This window comes from Streptomyces sp. NPDC043878 (assembly GCF_056435735.1).
The window spans coordinates 1-16526 of record NZ_JBWKDW010000009.1 but is presented as its reverse complement, the minus strand read 5'-3'; the positions used below and the strand labels follow the sequence as shown (position 1 = coordinate 16526).

13 protein-coding genes and 1 pseudogene are annotated in these 16526 nt (G+C 73.7%); 10 read left to right on the top strand and 4 right to left on the bottom strand.

Annotation, left to right across the window (positions count from 1 at the left end; all coding sequences use genetic code 11):
- Positions 1-36: 36 nt before the first annotated feature.
- On the top strand, positions 37-1080 hold the full coding sequence (locus tag AC07AZ_RS14525; RefSeq protein ID WP_478847423.1) for a zinc-dependent alcohol dehydrogenase family protein: 1044 nt from the start codon (positions 37-39) through the stop codon (positions 1078-1080).
- Here AC07AZ_RS14525 and AC07AZ_RS14520 read toward each other — a convergent pair.
- The 4 genes from AC07AZ_RS14520 to AC07AZ_RS14505 all read right to left on the bottom strand — a co-directional run bounded on the left by AC07AZ_RS14520 (position 1061) and on the right by AC07AZ_RS14505 (position 4321).
- On the bottom strand, positions 1061-1624 hold the full coding sequence (locus AC07AZ_RS14520) for a GNAT family N-acetyltransferase (protein ID WP_478847421.1): 564 nt from the start codon (positions 1622-1624) through the stop codon (positions 1061-1063). The genes AC07AZ_RS14525 and AC07AZ_RS14520 overlap by 20 nt on opposite strands.
- Before the next feature lie 72 nt (positions 1625-1696).
- Positions 1697-1897: a helix-turn-helix transcriptional regulator gene (locus AC07AZ_RS14515; protein WP_371671358.1), complete on the bottom strand. Its 201-nt coding sequence runs from the start codon at positions 1895-1897 to the stop codon at positions 1697-1699.
- Between the two features lie 453 nt (positions 1898-2350).
- Positions 2351-3274: a helix-turn-helix domain-containing protein gene (locus tag AC07AZ_RS14510; protein WP_478847418.1), complete on the bottom strand. Its 924-nt coding sequence runs from the start codon at positions 3272-3274 to the stop codon at positions 2351-2353.
- Between the two features lie 129 nt (positions 3275-3403).
- Positions 3404-4321 (bottom strand): sugar phosphate isomerase/epimerase family protein, encoded by a 918-nt coding sequence (locus AC07AZ_RS14505; protein WP_478847416.1) that lies wholly within the window; start codon positions 4319-4321, stop codon positions 3404-3406.
- Positions 4322-4481: 160 nt separating this feature from the next.
- Between AC07AZ_RS14505 and iolC the strand changes: the two genes are divergently transcribed.
- From iolC to AC07AZ_RS14460, 9 genes and pseudogenes are all read left to right on the top strand, one after another.
- On the top strand, positions 4482-5432 hold the full coding sequence (iolC, locus tag AC07AZ_RS14500; protein WP_478847414.1) for a 5-dehydro-2-deoxygluconokinase: 951 nt from the start codon (positions 4482-4484) through the stop codon (positions 5430-5432).
- The gene (locus AC07AZ_RS14495) at positions 5429-6319 is read left to right on the top strand and encodes a Cgl0159 family (beta/alpha)8-fold protein (protein ID WP_478847412.1); all 891 of its coding nucleotides are present in this window, start codon (positions 5429-5431) and stop codon (positions 6317-6319) included. The genes iolC and AC07AZ_RS14495 overlap by 4 nt, the downstream gene beginning before the upstream one ends.
- 7 nt (positions 6320-6326) lie before the next feature.
- Entirely contained in the window at positions 6327-7175 is an 849-nt protein-coding gene (iolB, locus tag AC07AZ_RS14490) for a 5-deoxy-glucuronate isomerase (RefSeq protein ID WP_478847410.1), read from the top strand.
- Positions 7172-9073, top strand: coding sequence for a 3D-(3,5/4)-trihydroxycyclohexane-1,2-dione acylhydrolase (decyclizing) (gene iolD, locus AC07AZ_RS14485; RefSeq protein WP_478847408.1), 1902 nt, complete (start codon positions 7172-7174; stop codon positions 9071-9073). The genes iolB and iolD overlap by 4 nt, the downstream gene beginning before the upstream one ends.
- Before the next feature lie 14 nt (positions 9074-9087).
- Positions 9088-10590 carry a CoA-acylating methylmalonate-semialdehyde dehydrogenase gene (gene mmsA, locus AC07AZ_RS14480; RefSeq protein ID WP_478847406.1) on the top strand — a complete coding sequence of 501 codons (1503 nt, stop codon included), beginning with the start codon at positions 9088-9090 and terminating at the stop codon, positions 10588-10590.
- 52 nt (positions 10591-10642) lie between these two features.
- Positions 10643-10909, top strand: a pseudogene (locus AC07AZ_RS14475) (amino acid permease); the annotation flags it as partial.
- A gap of 234 nt (positions 10910-11143) precedes the next feature.
- Complete coding sequence (locus tag AC07AZ_RS14470) at positions 11144-13795, top strand: CocE/NonD family hydrolase (RefSeq protein WP_478847404.1); 2652 nt, start codon at positions 11144-11146, stop codon at positions 13793-13795.
- Positions 13792-14664: an ABC transporter permease gene (locus AC07AZ_RS14465; RefSeq protein ID WP_478847402.1), complete on the top strand. Its 873-nt coding sequence runs from the start codon at positions 13792-13794 to the stop codon at positions 14662-14664. The genes AC07AZ_RS14470 and AC07AZ_RS14465 overlap by 4 nt, the downstream gene beginning before the upstream one ends.
- Before the next feature lie 147 nt (positions 14665-14811).
- Complete coding sequence (locus AC07AZ_RS14460) at positions 14812-16365, top strand: vWA domain-containing protein (protein WP_478847400.1); 1554 nt, start codon at positions 14812-14814, stop codon at positions 16363-16365.
- The last annotated feature ends 161 nt before the right edge of the window (positions 16366-16526 follow it).

Sequence of the window (16526 nt, the reverse complement as noted above, 5' to 3'; positions counted from 1 at the left end):
CCCGGAGGCGGACCGGGTCCATGGAGGAGGAGAGACATGCGGGCGGTGGTGTTCGAGCGGTTCGGGGAGCCGGCCGAGGTGCGGGAGGTGCCGGACCCGTGGCCCGTCGAGCACGGGGTGGTGGTCCGCGTCGAGGCCACCGGCCTGTGCCGCAGCGACTGGCACGGCTGGCAGGGCCACGACCCGGACATCACGCTGCCGCACGTACCGGGGCACGAACTCGCCGGTGTGGTCGAGGCGGTGGGCGCCCGGGTGACCGGCGCGCGCCCCGGCGACCGGGTCACCGTGCCCTTCGTCTGCGCCTGCGGGACCTGCCCGGCCTGCGCGGTGGGCGACCAGCAGGTCTGCGAGCGGCAGACCCAGCCGGGGTTCACCCACTGGGGTTCGTTCGCGCAGTACGTGGCGCTGGACCACGCCGACGTGAACCTCGTCGCCGTACCGGAGGAGCTGTCCTTCGTGACGGCGGCCTCGCTCGGCTGCCGGTTCGCCACCGCGTTCCGCGCGGTCGTGCGGCAGGGCCGGGTGGCCGCGGGGGAGTGGGTCGCGGTGCACGGATGCGGGGGCGTGGGCCTGTCCGCGGTGATGATCGCGGCCGCCGCCGGCGCGCGGGTCGTCGCCGTCGACGTGTCACCGGCGGCCCTCGACCTGGCCCGCCGTTTCGGGGCGGCGGAGTGCGTGGACGCCACCCGCACCCCGGACACCGCGGCGGCGGTCCTCGACGTCACCGGCGGCGGAGCCCACCTCTCCCTCGACGCCCTCGGCTCGCCCGCCACCTGCGCCGCCTCCGTGAACGGTCTGCGCCGTCGCGGCCGGCACGTCCAGGTCGGTCTGCTGCCCTCGCCGGCCGGCACCACCCCGGTCCCGATGGCCCGGGCGATCGCCCTGGAACTCGAACTCCTCGGCAGCCACGGCATGGCCGCGCACGCCTACCCGGGAATGCTGGAACTGGTGCGATCGGGGGTGCTGCGTCCCGACCTGCTGGTCACGTCCACGATCGCCCTGGACGCGACGCCGGCCGCGCTGGCGGCCATGGGCTCGGCACCCGGAGCGGGGGTGACGGTCATCGCGCCGTGGAGCTGACCCCCGGCCACTCGTGGTCGAGGATCGCCATCACCACCTCGTCGACCCACCGGCCGTCGCGCATCTGCGTCTCCCGCCGGATCCCCTCCACGACGAACCCCACCTTCTCGTACACCCGAAGCGCGCGGTGGTTGTGACGGTAGGTCTCCAACTGGATGCGGTGCAGGCCGAGTTCCTCGAATCCGTACGCGACTGTGAGCCGCGTCGCCTCCGTGCCCAGCCCCCGGCCCCGGCCGCGCGGCCCGATCAGCGTGCGGAACGTGCAGCTGCGCGCGTCCGGGTTCCACTCGTGCAGGACCACCTCGCCGACGAGTTCGCCGGTGGCGCGGTCGGTGACGGCCAGGTCGAGCCGGTCGGTTTGGGCGGCCCGTGAGCCGTACCAGGACCGCAGACGCTCCGTGGTCAGCTCCGTGGACGGCTCGAAGGTGAGACGGACGACCTCCGGATCGTCGAGGATGGTCCGGATACCGTCGGCGTCGCGCTCGGTGAAGGGCCGCAGCACGGTTCGCTCGCCGGTCAGTACGGGTTTGACGGAGAAGTCCATGCGAGGACTGTGCCCCACGCGGGCGGTGGGGCACAGGTGGTTTTCCGGGGGGTGGCGGCCGACGGGCCGGAGTCAGTCCTCGCGCCGGCCGCGGTTGCCGGGCCGGGATGCCACCCACGCCCGCACGGTGTCCGCGTACCAGTAGGGCTTGCCGCCCTCCACGTGGTCGGGTGCGGGAAGCAGCCCGTGCTTGCGGTAGGACCGTACGGTGTCCGGCTGCACCCGGATGTGCGCCGCGATCTCCTTGTACGACCAGAGCCTTCGGTCGGTCATGGGTTGCACCTCCCTGCGCGTGCCGCGGCGGCGGCCCAGGGCGGCCGGCGGGGGAGCCGGGCACTGCGCTGGCGATCACAAAGCCTGTCCTCCGAGAACGACGTCGAGTGAGGACAGGGCAGGGCCGGTGCACGGGGTGTGACGGAAGACCCGCGTATACGAGACATGTGTGACAGGAAGGGGGCGTTTGTGACAGGAGTGACGCATAGGCGTACGCCGGTCCACTGGCGCGGCGCGTTGACTCCGGGCCCCAGGAGGCGTGTGAAGCGGGCGGTGTCGTCCCGTCACGGGAGCCGGGTCCGGCGGACCGCGGTGGCGGCGGGGTGGGCCGGACCCGCTGCGCCGGGCCCGGCCCACCGGCCTTCCCCGGCCTCCCCCGTGTCCCCCGCTTCCACCGGCCGGACGCCCAGCCTGCACGGCGCCGGCCCTGCCGGTCTTGGAGAAAAGCGCGCTTCAGCCGGAGGCGAGGACGAGGCTCGTCGCCTCTCCGGTCAGCCGGTCGTCCGCGGGTGTCCGGTCGGGAAGCCCGCGGGCGACCGTGAACTCGCGGGGCGTGCACCCCGTCATCGTCCTGAACTCGCCGCTCAGGTGCGCCTGGTCGTAGAAGCCGCAGGCCACCGCCGTCTCCGCCTGCCCGCGCCCGTCGGCCAGCAGCCGCCGGGCCCGTTGCAGCCGCAGCACGCGACCGGCGGCCTTCGGGCCCAGCCCGATCTGCTCCCGGAAACGGTTCTCCAGGTGCCGTACGCTCCAGCCGACCTCGTCGGCGAGCCGTCGGACGGGCATCGCGCCGCCCGTGCGCACCAGTTCCGACCAGGCCCGCACCACCCGTGCCGAACTCGGGGTGCCGGCCGCGGACCAGCGCGCGAACACGTCGTCGAGCAGCGCGAACCGGTCCGTCCAGGCCGGCAACGCGGCCAGCGCGGCGGAGAGTTCACCGACACTGCGCACCCCGTCACCGGCCGGCCGGGTGCCCAGGGCGTGCGGCAGTTCGTCGGGGTCGACGGCGCGGTCGGCGAGTTCGTACTGCGGGGTGCCGAAGAGGGTGAACGCGGCCCAGGGCATGAGCAGGACCTCGATGCCCGACAGCCGTCCGCCGTGCTCGCCGACGGCGGCCGTCGTGGTGGGCCCCGAGTACACGGACACGAGCGTGACCGGCGGCCGGCCGGCGCGTGAGACGCGCACCGGCTGTTCGAAGCCGAGCAGCAGGGTGGCCGCGCCGATGGGCGCCTCCAGCCTGCGCCGCGGCCGGTCCATCCGCAGCCGCATCCCGCGGTAGCTGATCACGCCGGGCCGCAGGCGGGGATGGGGCGGCGCGACGGCGGTCTCCCACCGGCCGCCGGGCCCCTGCCCGGACCGGGTCTGCACCGCACGCGCCATCCGCCTCCGCCTCCCGCCGCCGGGCACCCCATGGTGCTACGGCGGCGGGAGGGGCGGAAGGCACTGCGCACGCCGGTGCGGTCGCGGGCGCGGAACTCCCGGGAAGCGCTCGCCCCGCGCCCCGGGCGGCTACGCCCCGCAGGAGCGGAGGAACGCCCGGGTCCGCTGCGCGATGGGCAGCGGCTTGTCCGGCTCGCACGGGTACATGTCCTGCTCGACGATCGCGAAGAGGTCGACGTCCAGCTTCTGCGCCGCCTCCAGCACCGGCCCGAGCGCGGGCACCCCGGACGGCGGTTCGCACATCACCCCGCGCGCGACGGCCGGCCCGAACGGCACCCCGTTGGCCCGCACGTCCGCCAGGATCTCCGGGTCGACCTGCTTGAGGTGCAGGTACCCGATGCGCTCGCCGTAGGTCTCGATGAGCTTGACGCTGTCGCCGCCGCAGTACGCGTAGTGCCCGGTGTCCAGGCACAGCGACACCAGGGAGGAGTCGGTCCCGTCGAGGAAGCGGGCGACGTTCTCCTCGCTGTCGATGTGCGTGTCGGCGTGCGGGTGGACGACGATCTCCAGTCCGTACCGCTCCCGCACCTCGTGTCCGAGGCGCTCGGTCTGCGAGGTCAGGTTCCGCCACTGCTCGGGCGTGAGCGTGTCGGGCTCCAGCACCTCGCCCGTCTTGTCGTCCCGCCAGAAGGAGGGGATGACGACCAGGTGGGAGGCGCCCATCGCCCGGGTCAGGGCGGCGATGTCCGCGACGTGCGCCCAGGTCTTGTCCCAGACCGCCGGGCCGTGGTGCAGGCCGGTGAAGACCGTGCCGGCCGACACCTTCAGGCCACGTCTGGCCGTCTCCTCGGCGAGTACGGCCGGGTCGCTCGGCAGGTACCCGTAGGGGCCGAGTTCGATCCATTCGTAGCCGGAGGCGGCGACCTCGTCGAGGAAGCGCTGCCAGGGCACCTGCTGCGGGTCGTCCGGGAACCAGACGCCCCAGGAGTCGGGGGCCGATCCGATCCGGATGCGGGACAGTGAGGACTGAGGCGACAACGACGTCATGGCCGCCAGCGTGCGGATCGCGGCCGGGAGTGTCAAGAGCTCGTCCGAATGTCTGGACAAAACATTGACAGGGCGCGGCGGACGAGGCTAGAAACCGTGGAGAGCCGTGTGCGCCGATGGGCCGTGCCGGAGCGAAGCGAATCAGCGCGAAGGGAACTCGATGGCGTACGACCTGATCACCATGGGGCGGATCGGAGTGGACCTCTATCCGTTGCAGACGGGCGTCCCGCTGCCGCAGGTGACGTCCTTCGGCAAGTTCCTCGGCGGGTCGGCGACGAACGTCGCGGTCGCCGCGGCCCGGCTGGGACGGCGTACCGCGGTGATCACGCGCACCGGCGACGACCCCTTCGGGACCTACCTCCACGAGGCGCTGCGGGACTTCGGCGTCGACGACCGCTGGGTCACCCCGGTGGCCGGACTGCCCACCCCGGTCACCTTCTGCGAGGTCTTCCCGCCGGACGACTTCCCGCTGTACTTCTACCGTCGGCCCAAGGCCCCCGACCTGGAGATCGACGCGCACGACCTCGACCTCGACGGCATCCGCGAGGCCCGGATCTTCTGGGTCACCGGAACCGGCCTGAGCGAGGAGCCCAGCCGTACGGCGACCCTCGCCGCCCTCGCCCACCGGGGCAGAACGGGCACGACGGTCTTCGACCTCGACTGGCGCCCCATGTTCTGGTCCGCCCCGGAGGAGGCCCGCCCCTTCTACGCCGAGGCCCTGAAGCACACCACCGTCGCCGTCGGCAACCTCGACGAGGTGGAGATCGCCACCGGAGTGCGCGAGCCGCACGCCGCCGCCCGGGCGCTGCTGGACGCCGGCGTGGAACTCGCCGTCGTCAAGCAGGGACCGAAGGGTGTCCTCGCAGTCAACAGCAGGGGCGAGTCCGCCGAGGTCCCGCCGCTGCCGGTGGACGTCCTCAACGGCCTCGGGGCCGGTGACGCCTTCGGCGGCTCCCTCTGCCACGGCCTGCTGGAGGGCTGGGACCTGGAGAAGATCATGCGCCACGCCAACGCGGCCGGCGCCATCGTCGCCTCCCGCCTGGAGTGCTCGTCCGCGATGCCGACCCCCGACGAGGTCGAGGCGGCGCTCACGGCAGGGGCCGTACGGTGAGCGTCGACGTGTCCGCCCTGGTCCGCACCCGCACCCGGCACCCCGAGGCGATCGCCGAGGCGGCCGCCCGCCGGGCCCGCCGGCCGCTCCTCGGCGACTCCGGCCGGCTGATGATCGTCGCCGCCGACCACCCGGCCCGCGGCGCCCTCGGTGTCGGCGACCGCCGGTTCGCCATGGCCAACCGCGCCGACCTGCTCGAACGCCTCTGCCTCGCGCTGTCGCGGCCCGGCGTCGACGGCGTCCTCGCCACCGCAGACATACTCGACGACCTGCTGCTGCTCGGCGCCCTCGAACACAAGGTCGTCATGGGCTCGATGAACCGCGGCGGTCTCCAGGGCGCGTCCTTCGAACTCGACGACCGCTTCACCGGCCACCGCCCCGAGGATATCCAGCGCCTCGGGTTCGACGCCGGCAAGCTGCTGCTGCGCGTCGACTACGACGACCCGGGCTCCCTCACCACCCTGGAGTCCACCGCCCGCGCCATCGACGACATGGCCGCCCGCCGGCTGCCGGTCTTCGTCGAGCCGTTCATCAGCCGCCGGAACTCCGAGGGCAGACTCCGCAACGACCTGAGCGCGGAGGCCGTCACCAGGTCGATCGCCATCGCCTCGGGCCTGGGCGGCAGTTCCGCCTACACCTGGCTGAAGGTCCCCGTCACCGACAACCCCGACGACATGGCCGAGGTCATGGAGACCTCGACACTGCCCGCGGTGCTGCTCGGCGGCGAGGTCGGCGGCTCCCCCGAGGACCAGGCTGGCGCGTACGAGAAGTGGCGCGGCGCGCTGCAACTCCCCACCGTGCAGGGCCTGGTGGTGGGCCGCTCGCTGCTGTACCCGGCCGACGGCGACGTGGCCGCGGCCGTGGACACCGCCGTAGGACTGCTGTGAGGACCGCATGACGAACACAGAGCCGCAGCCGGCGACGGGCGGTGGGCTGTACGTGCCGAAGGGCGCCGCCGCCACCGCCGAGTACGCCGTCGACATCGACCCGGAGCGGGCCGGCTGGACCCACAGCAGCCTGCGGATCGTCGAACTCGGGCCCGGCGGCACGCACACCTTCACCACCGGCGGCAGCGAGTGGATCGTGCTTCCGCTGAACGGCGGATGCACCGTGCGCACCGATGCCGACGAGTTCCACCTCCTGGGCAGGGAGAGCGTGTTCGCGTCGGTCACCGACTTCGCGTACGTGCCCCGCGACGCCCGGGTCCAGATCGCCTCCGGCGCGGGAGGCCGCTTCGCCCTGGCAGGAGCGAAGTGCGAGCGACGACTCCCCGCTCGCTACGGCCCCGCGCCGGAGGTTCCGACCGAGGTACGCGGCAGCGGGACCTGCACCCGCCACGTCCGCAACTTCGCCTCCGCCGACGCCTTCGACTGCGACAAGCTGATCGCCGTCGAGGTGATCACCCCCGGCGGCAACTGGTCCTCGTACCCGCCGCACAAGCACGACGAGCACCGGCCGGGCGAGGAGGCGGAGCTGGAGGAGATCTACTACTTCGAGATCGACGGCCCGAACGGGTTCGGCTACCAGCGCGTGTTCCCCTCCCGCGCGGGCGGGGCGGACGTCCTCGCGGAGGTCCGCTCCGGCGACGCCGTCCTCGTCCCCGACGGATGGCACGGCCCGTCCGTCGCCCAGCCCGGCCACGCCATGTACTACCTCAACGTGATGGCCGGCCCGGGCGAGACCCGGGAATGGCGGATCTGCTTCCACCCGGCCCACGTCGAAAGCACAGGGGGGTACCGATGACTGCGACCACCCCGGCCGCCGCGACGAGCCGGCTCACCGTCGCCCAGGCGCTCGTCCGCTTCCTGTCCGCCCAGTACACCGAGCGCGACGGCGTACGGCAGCGGCTGATCGGCGCGACCTGGGGCATCTTCGGCCACGGGAACGTCGCCGGCCTCGGCCAGGCGCTCGTCGAGTACGCCCACGACATGCCGTTCCACCAGGGCCGAAACGAACAGTCCATGGTGCACGCGGCGGTCGGCTACGCCCGGCAGTCGGGCCGCCTGTCCACCCACGCGGTGACGACCTCCATCGGCCCCGGCGCGACCAACCTGGTCACGGGCGCCGCCCTGGCCACCGTCAACCACCTGCCGGTGCTGCTGCTGCCCGGCGACACCTTCGCGACCCGCGTCGCCGACCCGGTGCTCCAGCAGCTTGAGGTCCCGCACGCGGGCGACGTGTCGGTCAACGACTGTCTGCGCCCGGTGTCCAGGTACTTCGACCGGATCACGCGGCCCGAGGCACTGATCCCGGCCGCGCTCCAGGCGATGCGGGTGCTCACCGACCCGGTGGAGACCGGCGCGGTCACCCTCGCGCTGCCCCAGGACGTCCAGGCCGAGGCGTACGACTGGCCGGAGGAGTTCTTCGCCCCGCGCACCTGGGCGGTACGCCGGCCGGGCCCCGACCCGGTCGAACTCGCCGAGGCCGTACGGGTGATCCGCGCCGCCCGCCGGCCCCTCGTCGTCGCGGGCGGCGGCGTCCACCACAGTCGAGCCGAGGAGGCCCTCGCCGAGTTCGCCGCGGTCACCGGCATACCGGTCGCCTCCACCCAGGCCGGCAAGGGCTCCCTGCGCCACGACCACCCGCAGGACGTCGGCGGCATCGGACACACCGGCACGGTCGCCGCGGACGAACTCGCCCGCACCGCCGACCTGGTGATCGGCGTGGGCACCCGCTACACCGACTTCACCACCGCCTCCGGCACCCTGTTCACCGGCGACGGCGTCCGCTTCCTCAACCTCAACATCGCGCCCTACGACGGCCACAAGCTCGCCGGGCTGCCGCTGGTCGCGGACGCCCGCAGCGGCCTCCAGGAACTCACCGAGGCACTCGGCATGCACGGGCACCGGCTGCCCGACGCGTACGTCGCCGAGTACACCGAGGACAAGGAGCGCTGGGAGCAGCGCGTCGACGCCTGCTACGAGGCCGAGGAGCCCGACGTACGCCCGACGCAGCCGCAGGTCCTGGGCGCGCTGGACGCGATCGTCGACGAGACGGACGTGATCATCAACGCGGCCGGCTCGCTGCCCGGAGACCTCCACAAGATGTGGCGGACCCGCTCCCGCGACCAGTACCACCTGGAGTACGGCTACTCCTGCATGGGCTACGAGATCCCGGCCGCGATCGGCGTGAAGCTCGCCGCTCCCGACCGTCCCGTGTGGGCGCTGGTCGGCGACGGCACCTACCTGATGATGCCGACGGAGATCGTGACCGCCGTCCAGGAGGGCATCGCGATCAAGGTCCTGCTGGTGCAGAACCACGGATACGCCTCCATCGGCGGACTGTCGGAGTCGGTGGGCGGCGAACGGTTCGGCACCGCCTACCGCTACCGGTCCGAGGACGGCACGTACACGGGGGCGCCGCTGCCCGTGGACCTCGCCGCCAACGCCGCCAGCCTGGGCATGCGCGTGCTGCGCGCGAAGACCGTACGGGGCCTGCGGGCGGCACTCGCCGAAGCCCGCGCCGCCGACACGCCCACATGTGTCTACGTCGAGACGGAAACGGCAGACACAGTGTCGGGGGCGCCCCCCGCGCAGGCCTGGTGGGATGTACCTGTGGCCGAGACCGCGACCCGATCGTCGGCGGTCAAGGCGCGTGAGCTGTACGAACGGCACGTCTCCACCCGACGCCGCCATCTGTGAAGGAGTACTCGGTCATGACGAAGATCGTCAACCACTGGATCGGCGGCAAGCCCGCCGAGGGCGCGTCGGGTACGTACGGGCCGGTCACCGACCCGGCGACCGGCGCCGTCACCACGAAGGTCCCGTTCGCCACCGTCGACGAGGTCGACGCCGCGGTCGCCGCCGCCAAGGACGCCTACGCGAGCTGGGGCCAGTCCTCGCTGGCCAAGCGCACGGAGATCCTCTTCCGCTTCCGCGCGCTGCTGGACGCCAACCGCGACGCCCTCGCGGAGCTGATCACCGCCGAGCACGGCAAGGTCCACTCCGACGCCCTCGGCGAGGTCGCCCGCGGCCTGGAGATCGTCGACCTGGCGTGCGGGATCACCGTGCAGCTGAAGGGCGAGCTGTCCACGCAGGTCGCGAGCCGCGTGGACGTGTCCTCGATCCGCCAGCCGCTCGGTGTCGTCGCCGGCATCACGCCGTTCAACTTCCCGGCGATGGTCCCGATGTGGATGTTCCCGATGGCCATCGCGTGTGGCAACACGTTCGTGCTGAAGCCGTCCGAGAAGGACCCGTCGGCCTCCCTGAAGATCGCCGAGCTGCTCGCCGAGGCGGGTCTGCCGGACGGCGTCTTCAACGTCGTCCACGGCGACAAGGTGGCGGTGGACCGTCTCCTGGAGCACCCCGACGTCAAGGCCGTGTCGTTCGTCGGCTCGACCCCGATCGCCCGGTACATCCACACCACCGCCTCCGCGAACCACAAGCGGGTCCAGGCCCTCGGCGGCGCCAAGAACCACATGCTGGTGCTGCCGGACGCGGACCTCGACGCGGCGGCCGACGCGGCCGTCTCGGCGGCCTACGGCTCCGCGGGCGAGCGCTGCATGGCGATCTCGGCCGTGGTCGCGGTCGGCGCGATCGGCGACGAGCTGGTGGACAGGATCCGCGAGCGCGCCGAGAAGATCAAGATCGGTCCGGGCAACGACCCGGCCTCCGAGATGGGCCCGCTCATCACGAAGGTGCACCGCGACAAGGTGGCGTCCTACGTCGAGGGCGCGGCGGCCGAGGGCGCGGAGGTCGTCCTGGACGGCACCGGCCTCACCGTCGAGGGCTTCGAGGACGGCCACTGGATCGGCATCTCACTGCTCGACAAGGTGCCCACGACCGCGAAGGCGTACCAGGACGAGATCTTCGGCCCGGTGCTGTGCGTCCTGCGCGTCGACACGTACGACGAGGGCGTGGCCCTGATCAACAGCTCGCCGTTCGGCAACGGCACCGCGATCTTCACCCGGGACGGCGGCGCGGCCCGCCGCTTCCAGCTGGAGATCGAGGCCGGCATGGTCGGCGTGAACGTGCCGATCCCGGTCCCCGTCGGCTACCACAGCTTCGGCGGCTGGAAGGACTCGCTCTTCGGCGACCACCACATCTACGGCAACGACGGCACGCACTTCTACACCCGCGGCAAGGTCGTCACGACCCGCTGGCCGGACCCGTCCGACACGCCCGCGGGCGTCGACCTCGGGTTCCCGCGCAACCACTGACGCCGTACGGTGGCCCCGCCCCTCCCGCGAGGGGCGGGGCACCGTCATGTCCGGGCCCTGCCTGCTGGTCGCGGTCGCCGCCCTGCTCGCCCGCCGCGGGCCACACCGGCACACCCCCGCCTGGCGCATGCCGCTGTGGCCCGCGATGCCGGTCCTGCTGATCGCGGGCCTCGCCTACGTCCTGAGCCGGCAGGAGACGGGTTGTCTCCTGTGGACCGGCGGCAGCACGGCCGCCGCCTCCCCCTACTGGGCCGTGTACCTCCGACCCCGCCGCGCCACCCGCTGGCTGGGGTCGATCCCCGAGGACGCGCGGGCCTGACCGCGCGAGCCGTGCCGCGCCGGTCCGTGCCGTTCGCGGGTGCGGGCGTCGGCGCCCGCGCGGGCGCGCGCCGGCGTCGGCGCGGGTGCGCTGCGGAAGGCGCGGGACCACGCGGCGCCGGGCCCGTGTACGCCGGCCGCGGTACACGGCGCGGGCGGCGTACGCCGCGAGGAGGGGCCGGGGTTCAGCCCGGGGGCTGCATCGGTTGTCGGTGGCGGCCCGTACGGTTGACGCATGGATCTTCGACCGCCCCGACTGCGAGGGCTACTTCGGGGGCCGCGCCGGTGGGGTGCCGCCGCGGCCGCCGTCGTCGTGCTCGCCGGCGCCGGCACCTGGACGGCCGTCGGCTCCGGCGAACCGCCCCCGGTGCACCGCACCGACCGGGTCGTCGCCACGGGCGGCGGGGAGCGACTGGACACCTCCTACTTCACCTCCGGCTCCGCCGGCCGCCGCCCCGCCGTCCTGCTGGCGCACGGCTTCGGCGGCAGCAAGGCCGACGTCCGGAAGCAGGCCCAGGACCTCGCCCGCGACGGGTACGCGGTGCTGACCTGGTCGGCGCGCGGCTTCGGCCGGTCCACCGGCAGGATCGGGCTGAACGACCCGAAGGGCGAGGTCGCCGACGTCTCGAAGCTGATCGACTGGCTCGCCCGGCAGCCCCAGGTCCAGCTCGACAAGCCGGGCGACCCGCGCGTGGGCATGACCGGCGCCTCCTACGGCGGCGCGATCTCCCTGCTCGGCGCCGCCCACGACGACCGGGTCGACGCGATCGCCCCGGCGATCACCTACTGGAACCTCGCCGACGCCCTGTTCCCGGACGGCGTCTTCAAGAAGCTCTGGGCCGGCATCTTCATCAACTCCGGCGGCGGCTGCGGCCGGTTCGAGCCCGCGCTGTGCCGGATGTACGAGCGCGTCGCCGAGTCCGGCACCCCGGACGCGGCGGCCAGGTCCCTGCTGGAGGCCCGCTCCCCGTCCGCCGTCGGCGACCGCGTCAAGGTGCCCACCCTCCTCGTGCAGGGCCAGACCGACTCCCTCTTCCCGCTCGGCCAGGCCGACGCGGCGGCGAAGGCCATCCGCGCCAACGGCGCCCCGGTGGACGTCGACTGGATCGCCGGCGGGCACGACGGCGGTGACCTGGAGACCAGCCGCGTCCAGGCCCGCGTGAGCTCCTGGTTCGACCGCTACCTCAAGGGCGACAAGAACGCCGACACCGGCCCCGCCTTCCGGGTCACCCGCACCGGAGGCGTCGACTCCACCGACGGCGCCGCCCGGTTGAGGGGCGCGAGCGGCACCACCTACCCGGGGCTGGAGAGCGGCACCGAGTCCGTGGCCCTCACCGGCCGCGAACAGACCTTCGCCAACCCGGCCGGCGCCAGCCCGCCCGCCGTCTCCGCCCTGCCCGGTCTCGGCGGCTCCGGCGGCCTGGCCCAGCTGTCCGCGCTCGGCGTCGGCGTGTCACTGGACTTCCCCGGCCAGTACGCGCGCTTCGACTCGGCCCCCGTCCGCGACGACCTCCGCGTCACCGGCTCCCCGACGGTCACCGTCCACATCAGGTCCTCCGGCGACGACGCGGTCCTCTTCGCGAAGGTCTACGACGTCGGCCCCGGCGGCACCCGGCAGGTGCTGCCCTCCCAGCTCGTCACCCCGCTCCGCGCCGAGGGCACCAAGTCCGGCAAGGACGTGACGATCACGCTCCCCGCCGTCGACCACGACATCGACAAGGGCCACCGGCTGCGCCTGGTCCTCGCCTCCACGGACCTCGGCTACGCCTCCCCGCTCACCCCGGCGACGTACACGGTCTCCCTGAAGTCGGACCTCAAGGTGCCCACCGCTCCCGGCGTGACCACCGCGGCCGCCCCGCTGCCGTCCTGGGTGTGGTGGCTGCCGCTCGCGGGCGCCGGCCTCGCCCTGGCCCTGCTGCTGACCGGCCGCCGCCGCACCGCCCCGCCCGCGCCGGACCCCGCGCTGGCCGAGGTCCCGCTCCAGATCACCGGCCTGAGCAAGCGCTACGCGAAGTCCGCCGACCGGTACGCGGTCCGGGAGCTGTCGTTCCGCGTGGAGAAGGGCCAGGTCCTCGGCCTGCTGGGCCCCAACGGCGCGGGCAAGACGACGACACTGCGCATGCTGATGGGCCTCATCAAGCCCGACGCGGGCGAGGTCCGGGTCTTCGGCCACGCCATCCGCCCGGGCGCGCCGGTCCTGTCCCGGGTCGGCGCCTTCGTCGAGGGGTCGGGCTTCCTGCCGCACCTGTCCGGCCGGGAGAACCTGGAGCTGTACTGGCGGGCGACCGGCCGGCCGGCCGGGGACTCCCACCTGGACGAGGCGCTGGAGATCGCCGGCCTCGGCGACGCGCTGGCCCGCGCGGTCCGCACCTACTCGCAGGGCATGCGCCAGCGCCTGGCCATCGCCCAGGCCATGCTCGGCCTGCCGGACCTGCTCATCCTCGACGAGCCGACCAACGGCCTCGACCCGCCCCAGATCCGTGAGATGCGCGAGGTGCTCATCCGGTACGCGGCCGCCGGCCGCACGGTGATCGTCTCCAGCCACCTGCTCGCGGAGGTCGAGCAGTCCTGCACGCACCTCGTGGTGATGGACCGCGGCCGTCTGGTCCAGGCCGGCGCGGTCCGGGACATCATCGGCTCCGGCGACACCCTGCTCGTCGGCACCGGCACACCGGTGGAGGAACCCGTCGTGGAGAAGATCGCCGCCCTGCCCGGCGTGACCTCGGCCCTGCGCACCGACGACGGACTCCTCGTCCGCCTCGACCCCGGCGGCTCCGCCGAGCGCCTGGTCGTCGAACTCGTACGGCTGGAGGTGCCCGTCGTCTCGGTCGGTCCCCACCGCCGCCTGGAAGACGCCTTCCTCACCCTGATCGGAGGCTCCGCATGAGCACCCTCGCCGAGCGCACCGGGCCCGTCGAGGTCGCCTCCGGCTACCGGGCCGGCCGCACCCTGCCCCCGCGCGTGGAGCTGGTCCGGCAGCTGAAGCGGCGCCGCACCCTGGTCATGGGCGGCATCCTCGCCGCGCTGCCGTTCGTGCTGCTGGTCGCCTTCGCGATCGGCGGCGATCCCGGCGGCCGCAACAACGCGGTGACGCTGATGGACACCGCGACCGCGTCCGGCGCCAACTTCGCCGCCGTCAACCTCTTCGTGTCGGCGGGCTTCCTGCTGGTCATCCCGGTCGCCCTGTTCTGCGGGGACACCGTCGCCTCCGAGGCGAGCTGGTCGTCGCTGCGCTATCTGCTGGCCGCGCCCGTGCCGCGCGGCCGCCTGCTGTGGTCCAAGCTCGTCGTCGGGCTGGGGCTCAGCCTGGCCGCGATGATCCTGCTGCCGGTGGTGGCGCTGGCCGTCGGCACGGCCGCCTACGGCTGGGGACCGCTGGAGATCCCCACCGGCGGAGCGCTCCCGGCGGGCACCGCGGCCCAGCGGCTCCTGGTGGTCGTGGCGTACGTCTTCGTGTCCCAACTGGTCACCGCCGGGCTCGCCTTCTGGCTGTCGACCAGGACGGACGCACCCCTGGGCGCGGTCGGCGGCGCGGTCGGACTGACCATCGTCGGCAACGTCCTCGACGCCGTGACCGCCCTCGGCCACTGGCGCGACTTCCTGCCCGCGCACTGGCAGTTCGCCTGGGCCGACGCCGTACAGCCCCGTCTCGAATGGTCCGGCATGATCCAGGGCACCGCCGTTTCCATAACGTACGCCCTGGTGCTGTTCGCGCTGGCCTTCCGCGGTTTCGCCCGCAAGGACGTGGTGTCGTAGGTCAACGGAGGATCACCCACCGGTCTCGAAGGCCGCCCGCCGTGCCCTCTTCGAGACGCATCCGCAACGCTTCGTAGCGCACACTTCGCCCCCCTGCGCCGTCACAGTCACGCATGTCTACGTCAACGGACACAGGGGGCACGGCACATGGAGACCCATCACACCCGAAGGCCGCGTACGACCCGCCCGCGCGCCACGCTGATCGCTCTCCTCGCGGCCGCCGGACTGCTCACCGGCTGCGGAGCGGGCGGCCAGGGAGCGCACAGTACGGACGACTCGGGCGCCAGGGGCGGCCTCCCGGCGCCCGGCCCGGCCCACACCGGCGGCAGTGGGCAACAGGGCGGCGGGCAGGGCGAGGACGGCACGGCCCGCGAGGTTGCGCCGTCCCCGGACCACCTCTCCACCTTCGCCCTCGACGTCGACACCGCCTCCTACGGCTACGCCCGCCGCACCCTGGCCGACGGCCGGCGGCCCGACCCCTCCACCGTCCGCCCCGAGGAGTTCGTCAACAGCTTCCGCCAGGACTACGCACGCCCCGACGGCGACGGCTTCTCCGTCACCGTCGACGGCGCCCGCACCGACCGGCCCGACTGGTCGCTGGTCCGTGTCGGCCTCGCCACCCGCTCCGCCGGGCGGACCGGTGAACGCCCGCCCGCCGCCCTCACCTTCGTCATCGACATCTCCGGGTCGATGGGCGAACCGGGCCGCCTCGACCTCGCCCGGACGTCTCTCGACACGATGACGGACCGGCTGCACGACGACGACTCCGTCGCGATCGTCACCTTCAGCGACCAGGCCGAGACCGTCCTGCCGATGACCCGGCTCGGCGGCCACCGCGGCCGCGTCCACGACGCCGTCGACGGCCTGGAGCCGACCTCCTCCACCAACCTCGGCGCGGGCGTGGAGAGGGGCTACGCCACCGCCGTCGAGGGCCTGCGCCGGGGCGCCACCAACCGGGTCGTCCTCGTCTCCGACGCGCTCGCCAACGACGGCGACACCGACCCCGAATCGATCCTCGACCGCATCGACGGCGCCCGCCGCGCGTACGGCATCACCCTCTTCGGTGTCGGCGTGGGCAGCGACTACGGCGACGCCCTGATGGAACGCCTCGCCGACAAGGGCGACGGCCACACCGTGTACGTGTCGGGGGAGGACGACGCCCGCACGGTGTTCTGCGAGCAACTCCCGCAGAACATCGACCTGGTGGCCCGCGACGCCAAGGCCCAGGTCGCCTTCGACCCGGAGACGGTCGCCGAGTTCCGTCTCGTCGGCTACGACGACCGACGCGTCGCCGACGACGACTTCCGCGACGACCGCGTCGACGGCGGCGAGGTCGGCCCCGGCCACACGGTCACCGCCCTCTACGCCGTCCGCACCAGGCCCGGCGCCGACGGCCACCTCGCCACGGCGAGCGTCCGCTGGCTCGACCCCGACACCCGCGCCCCGCACGAGCAGTCCGGGCAGCTGGAGTCCGGCTCCCTCGACGGCTCCCTCTGGAAGGCCGCCCCCCGCCTCCAGGTCACCGCCGTCGCCGCCTACTTCGCCGACGCCCTGCGCGCCGGCGACGAGCGGTACCGCACCCTGCCCGGCGACCCTGGTCTGCCCGAGCTCGGACGGCACGCGGCCGCCCTGGCGGACACCACCGAGGACCAGGAGGTCCGCGGGCTCGCCGACGCCATCGACCGGGCGCGGGACCTCTGAACGGCACCACGCGGAACCCGGCGAGGGCGGCAGGACGCACGGAAGCGGGGGGGGGGGGGGGGGGGGGGGGGGGGGGGGGGGGGGGGGGGGGGGGGGGGGGGGGGGGGGGGGTGGGGTGGGGGGGGGGGGGGGGGGGGGTGAGAGGTAGGGGGGGGGAGAGG

Coding starts and splice junctions, on each gene's coding strand:
- AC07AZ_RS14505 (WP_478847416.1), bottom strand. CDS start 4,321: ATGACGTCGTTGTCGCCTCAGTCCTCACTGTCCCGCATCCGGATCGGA.
- AC07AZ_RS14465 (WP_478847402.1), top strand. CDS start 13,792: ATGAGCACCCTCGCCGAGCGCACCGGGCCCGTCGAGGTCGCCTCCGGC.
- mmsA (WP_478847406.1), top strand. CDS start 9,088: ATGACGAAGATCGTCAACCACTGGATCGGCGGCAAGCCCGCCGAGGGC.
- AC07AZ_RS14460 (WP_478847400.1), top strand. CDS start 14,812: ATGGAGACCCATCACACCCGAAGGCCGCGTACGACCCGCCCGCGCGCC.
- iolB (WP_478847410.1), top strand. CDS start 6,327: ATGACGAACACAGAGCCGCAGCCGGCGACGGGCGGTGGGCTGTACGTG.
- AC07AZ_RS14470 (WP_478847404.1), top strand. CDS start 11,144: ATGGATCTTCGACCGCCCCGACTGCGAGGGCTACTTCGGGGGCCGCGC.
- AC07AZ_RS14515 (WP_371671358.1), bottom strand. CDS start 1,897: ATGACCGACCGAAGGCTCTGGTCGTACAAGGAGATCGCGGCGCACATC.
- iolC (WP_478847414.1), top strand. CDS start 4,482: ATGGCGTACGACCTGATCACCATGGGGCGGATCGGAGTGGACCTCTAT.
- AC07AZ_RS14510 (WP_478847418.1), bottom strand. CDS start 3,274: ATGGCGCGTGCGGTGCAGACCCGGTCCGGGCAGGGGCCCGGCGGCCGG.
- AC07AZ_RS14525 (WP_478847423.1), top strand. CDS start 37: ATGCGGGCGGTGGTGTTCGAGCGGTTCGGGGAGCCGGCCGAGGTGCGG.
- AC07AZ_RS14520 (WP_478847421.1), bottom strand. CDS start 1,624: ATGGACTTCTCCGTCAAACCCGTACTGACCGGCGAGCGAACCGTGCTG.
- iolD (WP_478847408.1), top strand. CDS start 7,172: ATGACTGCGACCACCCCGGCCGCCGCGACGAGCCGGCTCACCGTCGCC.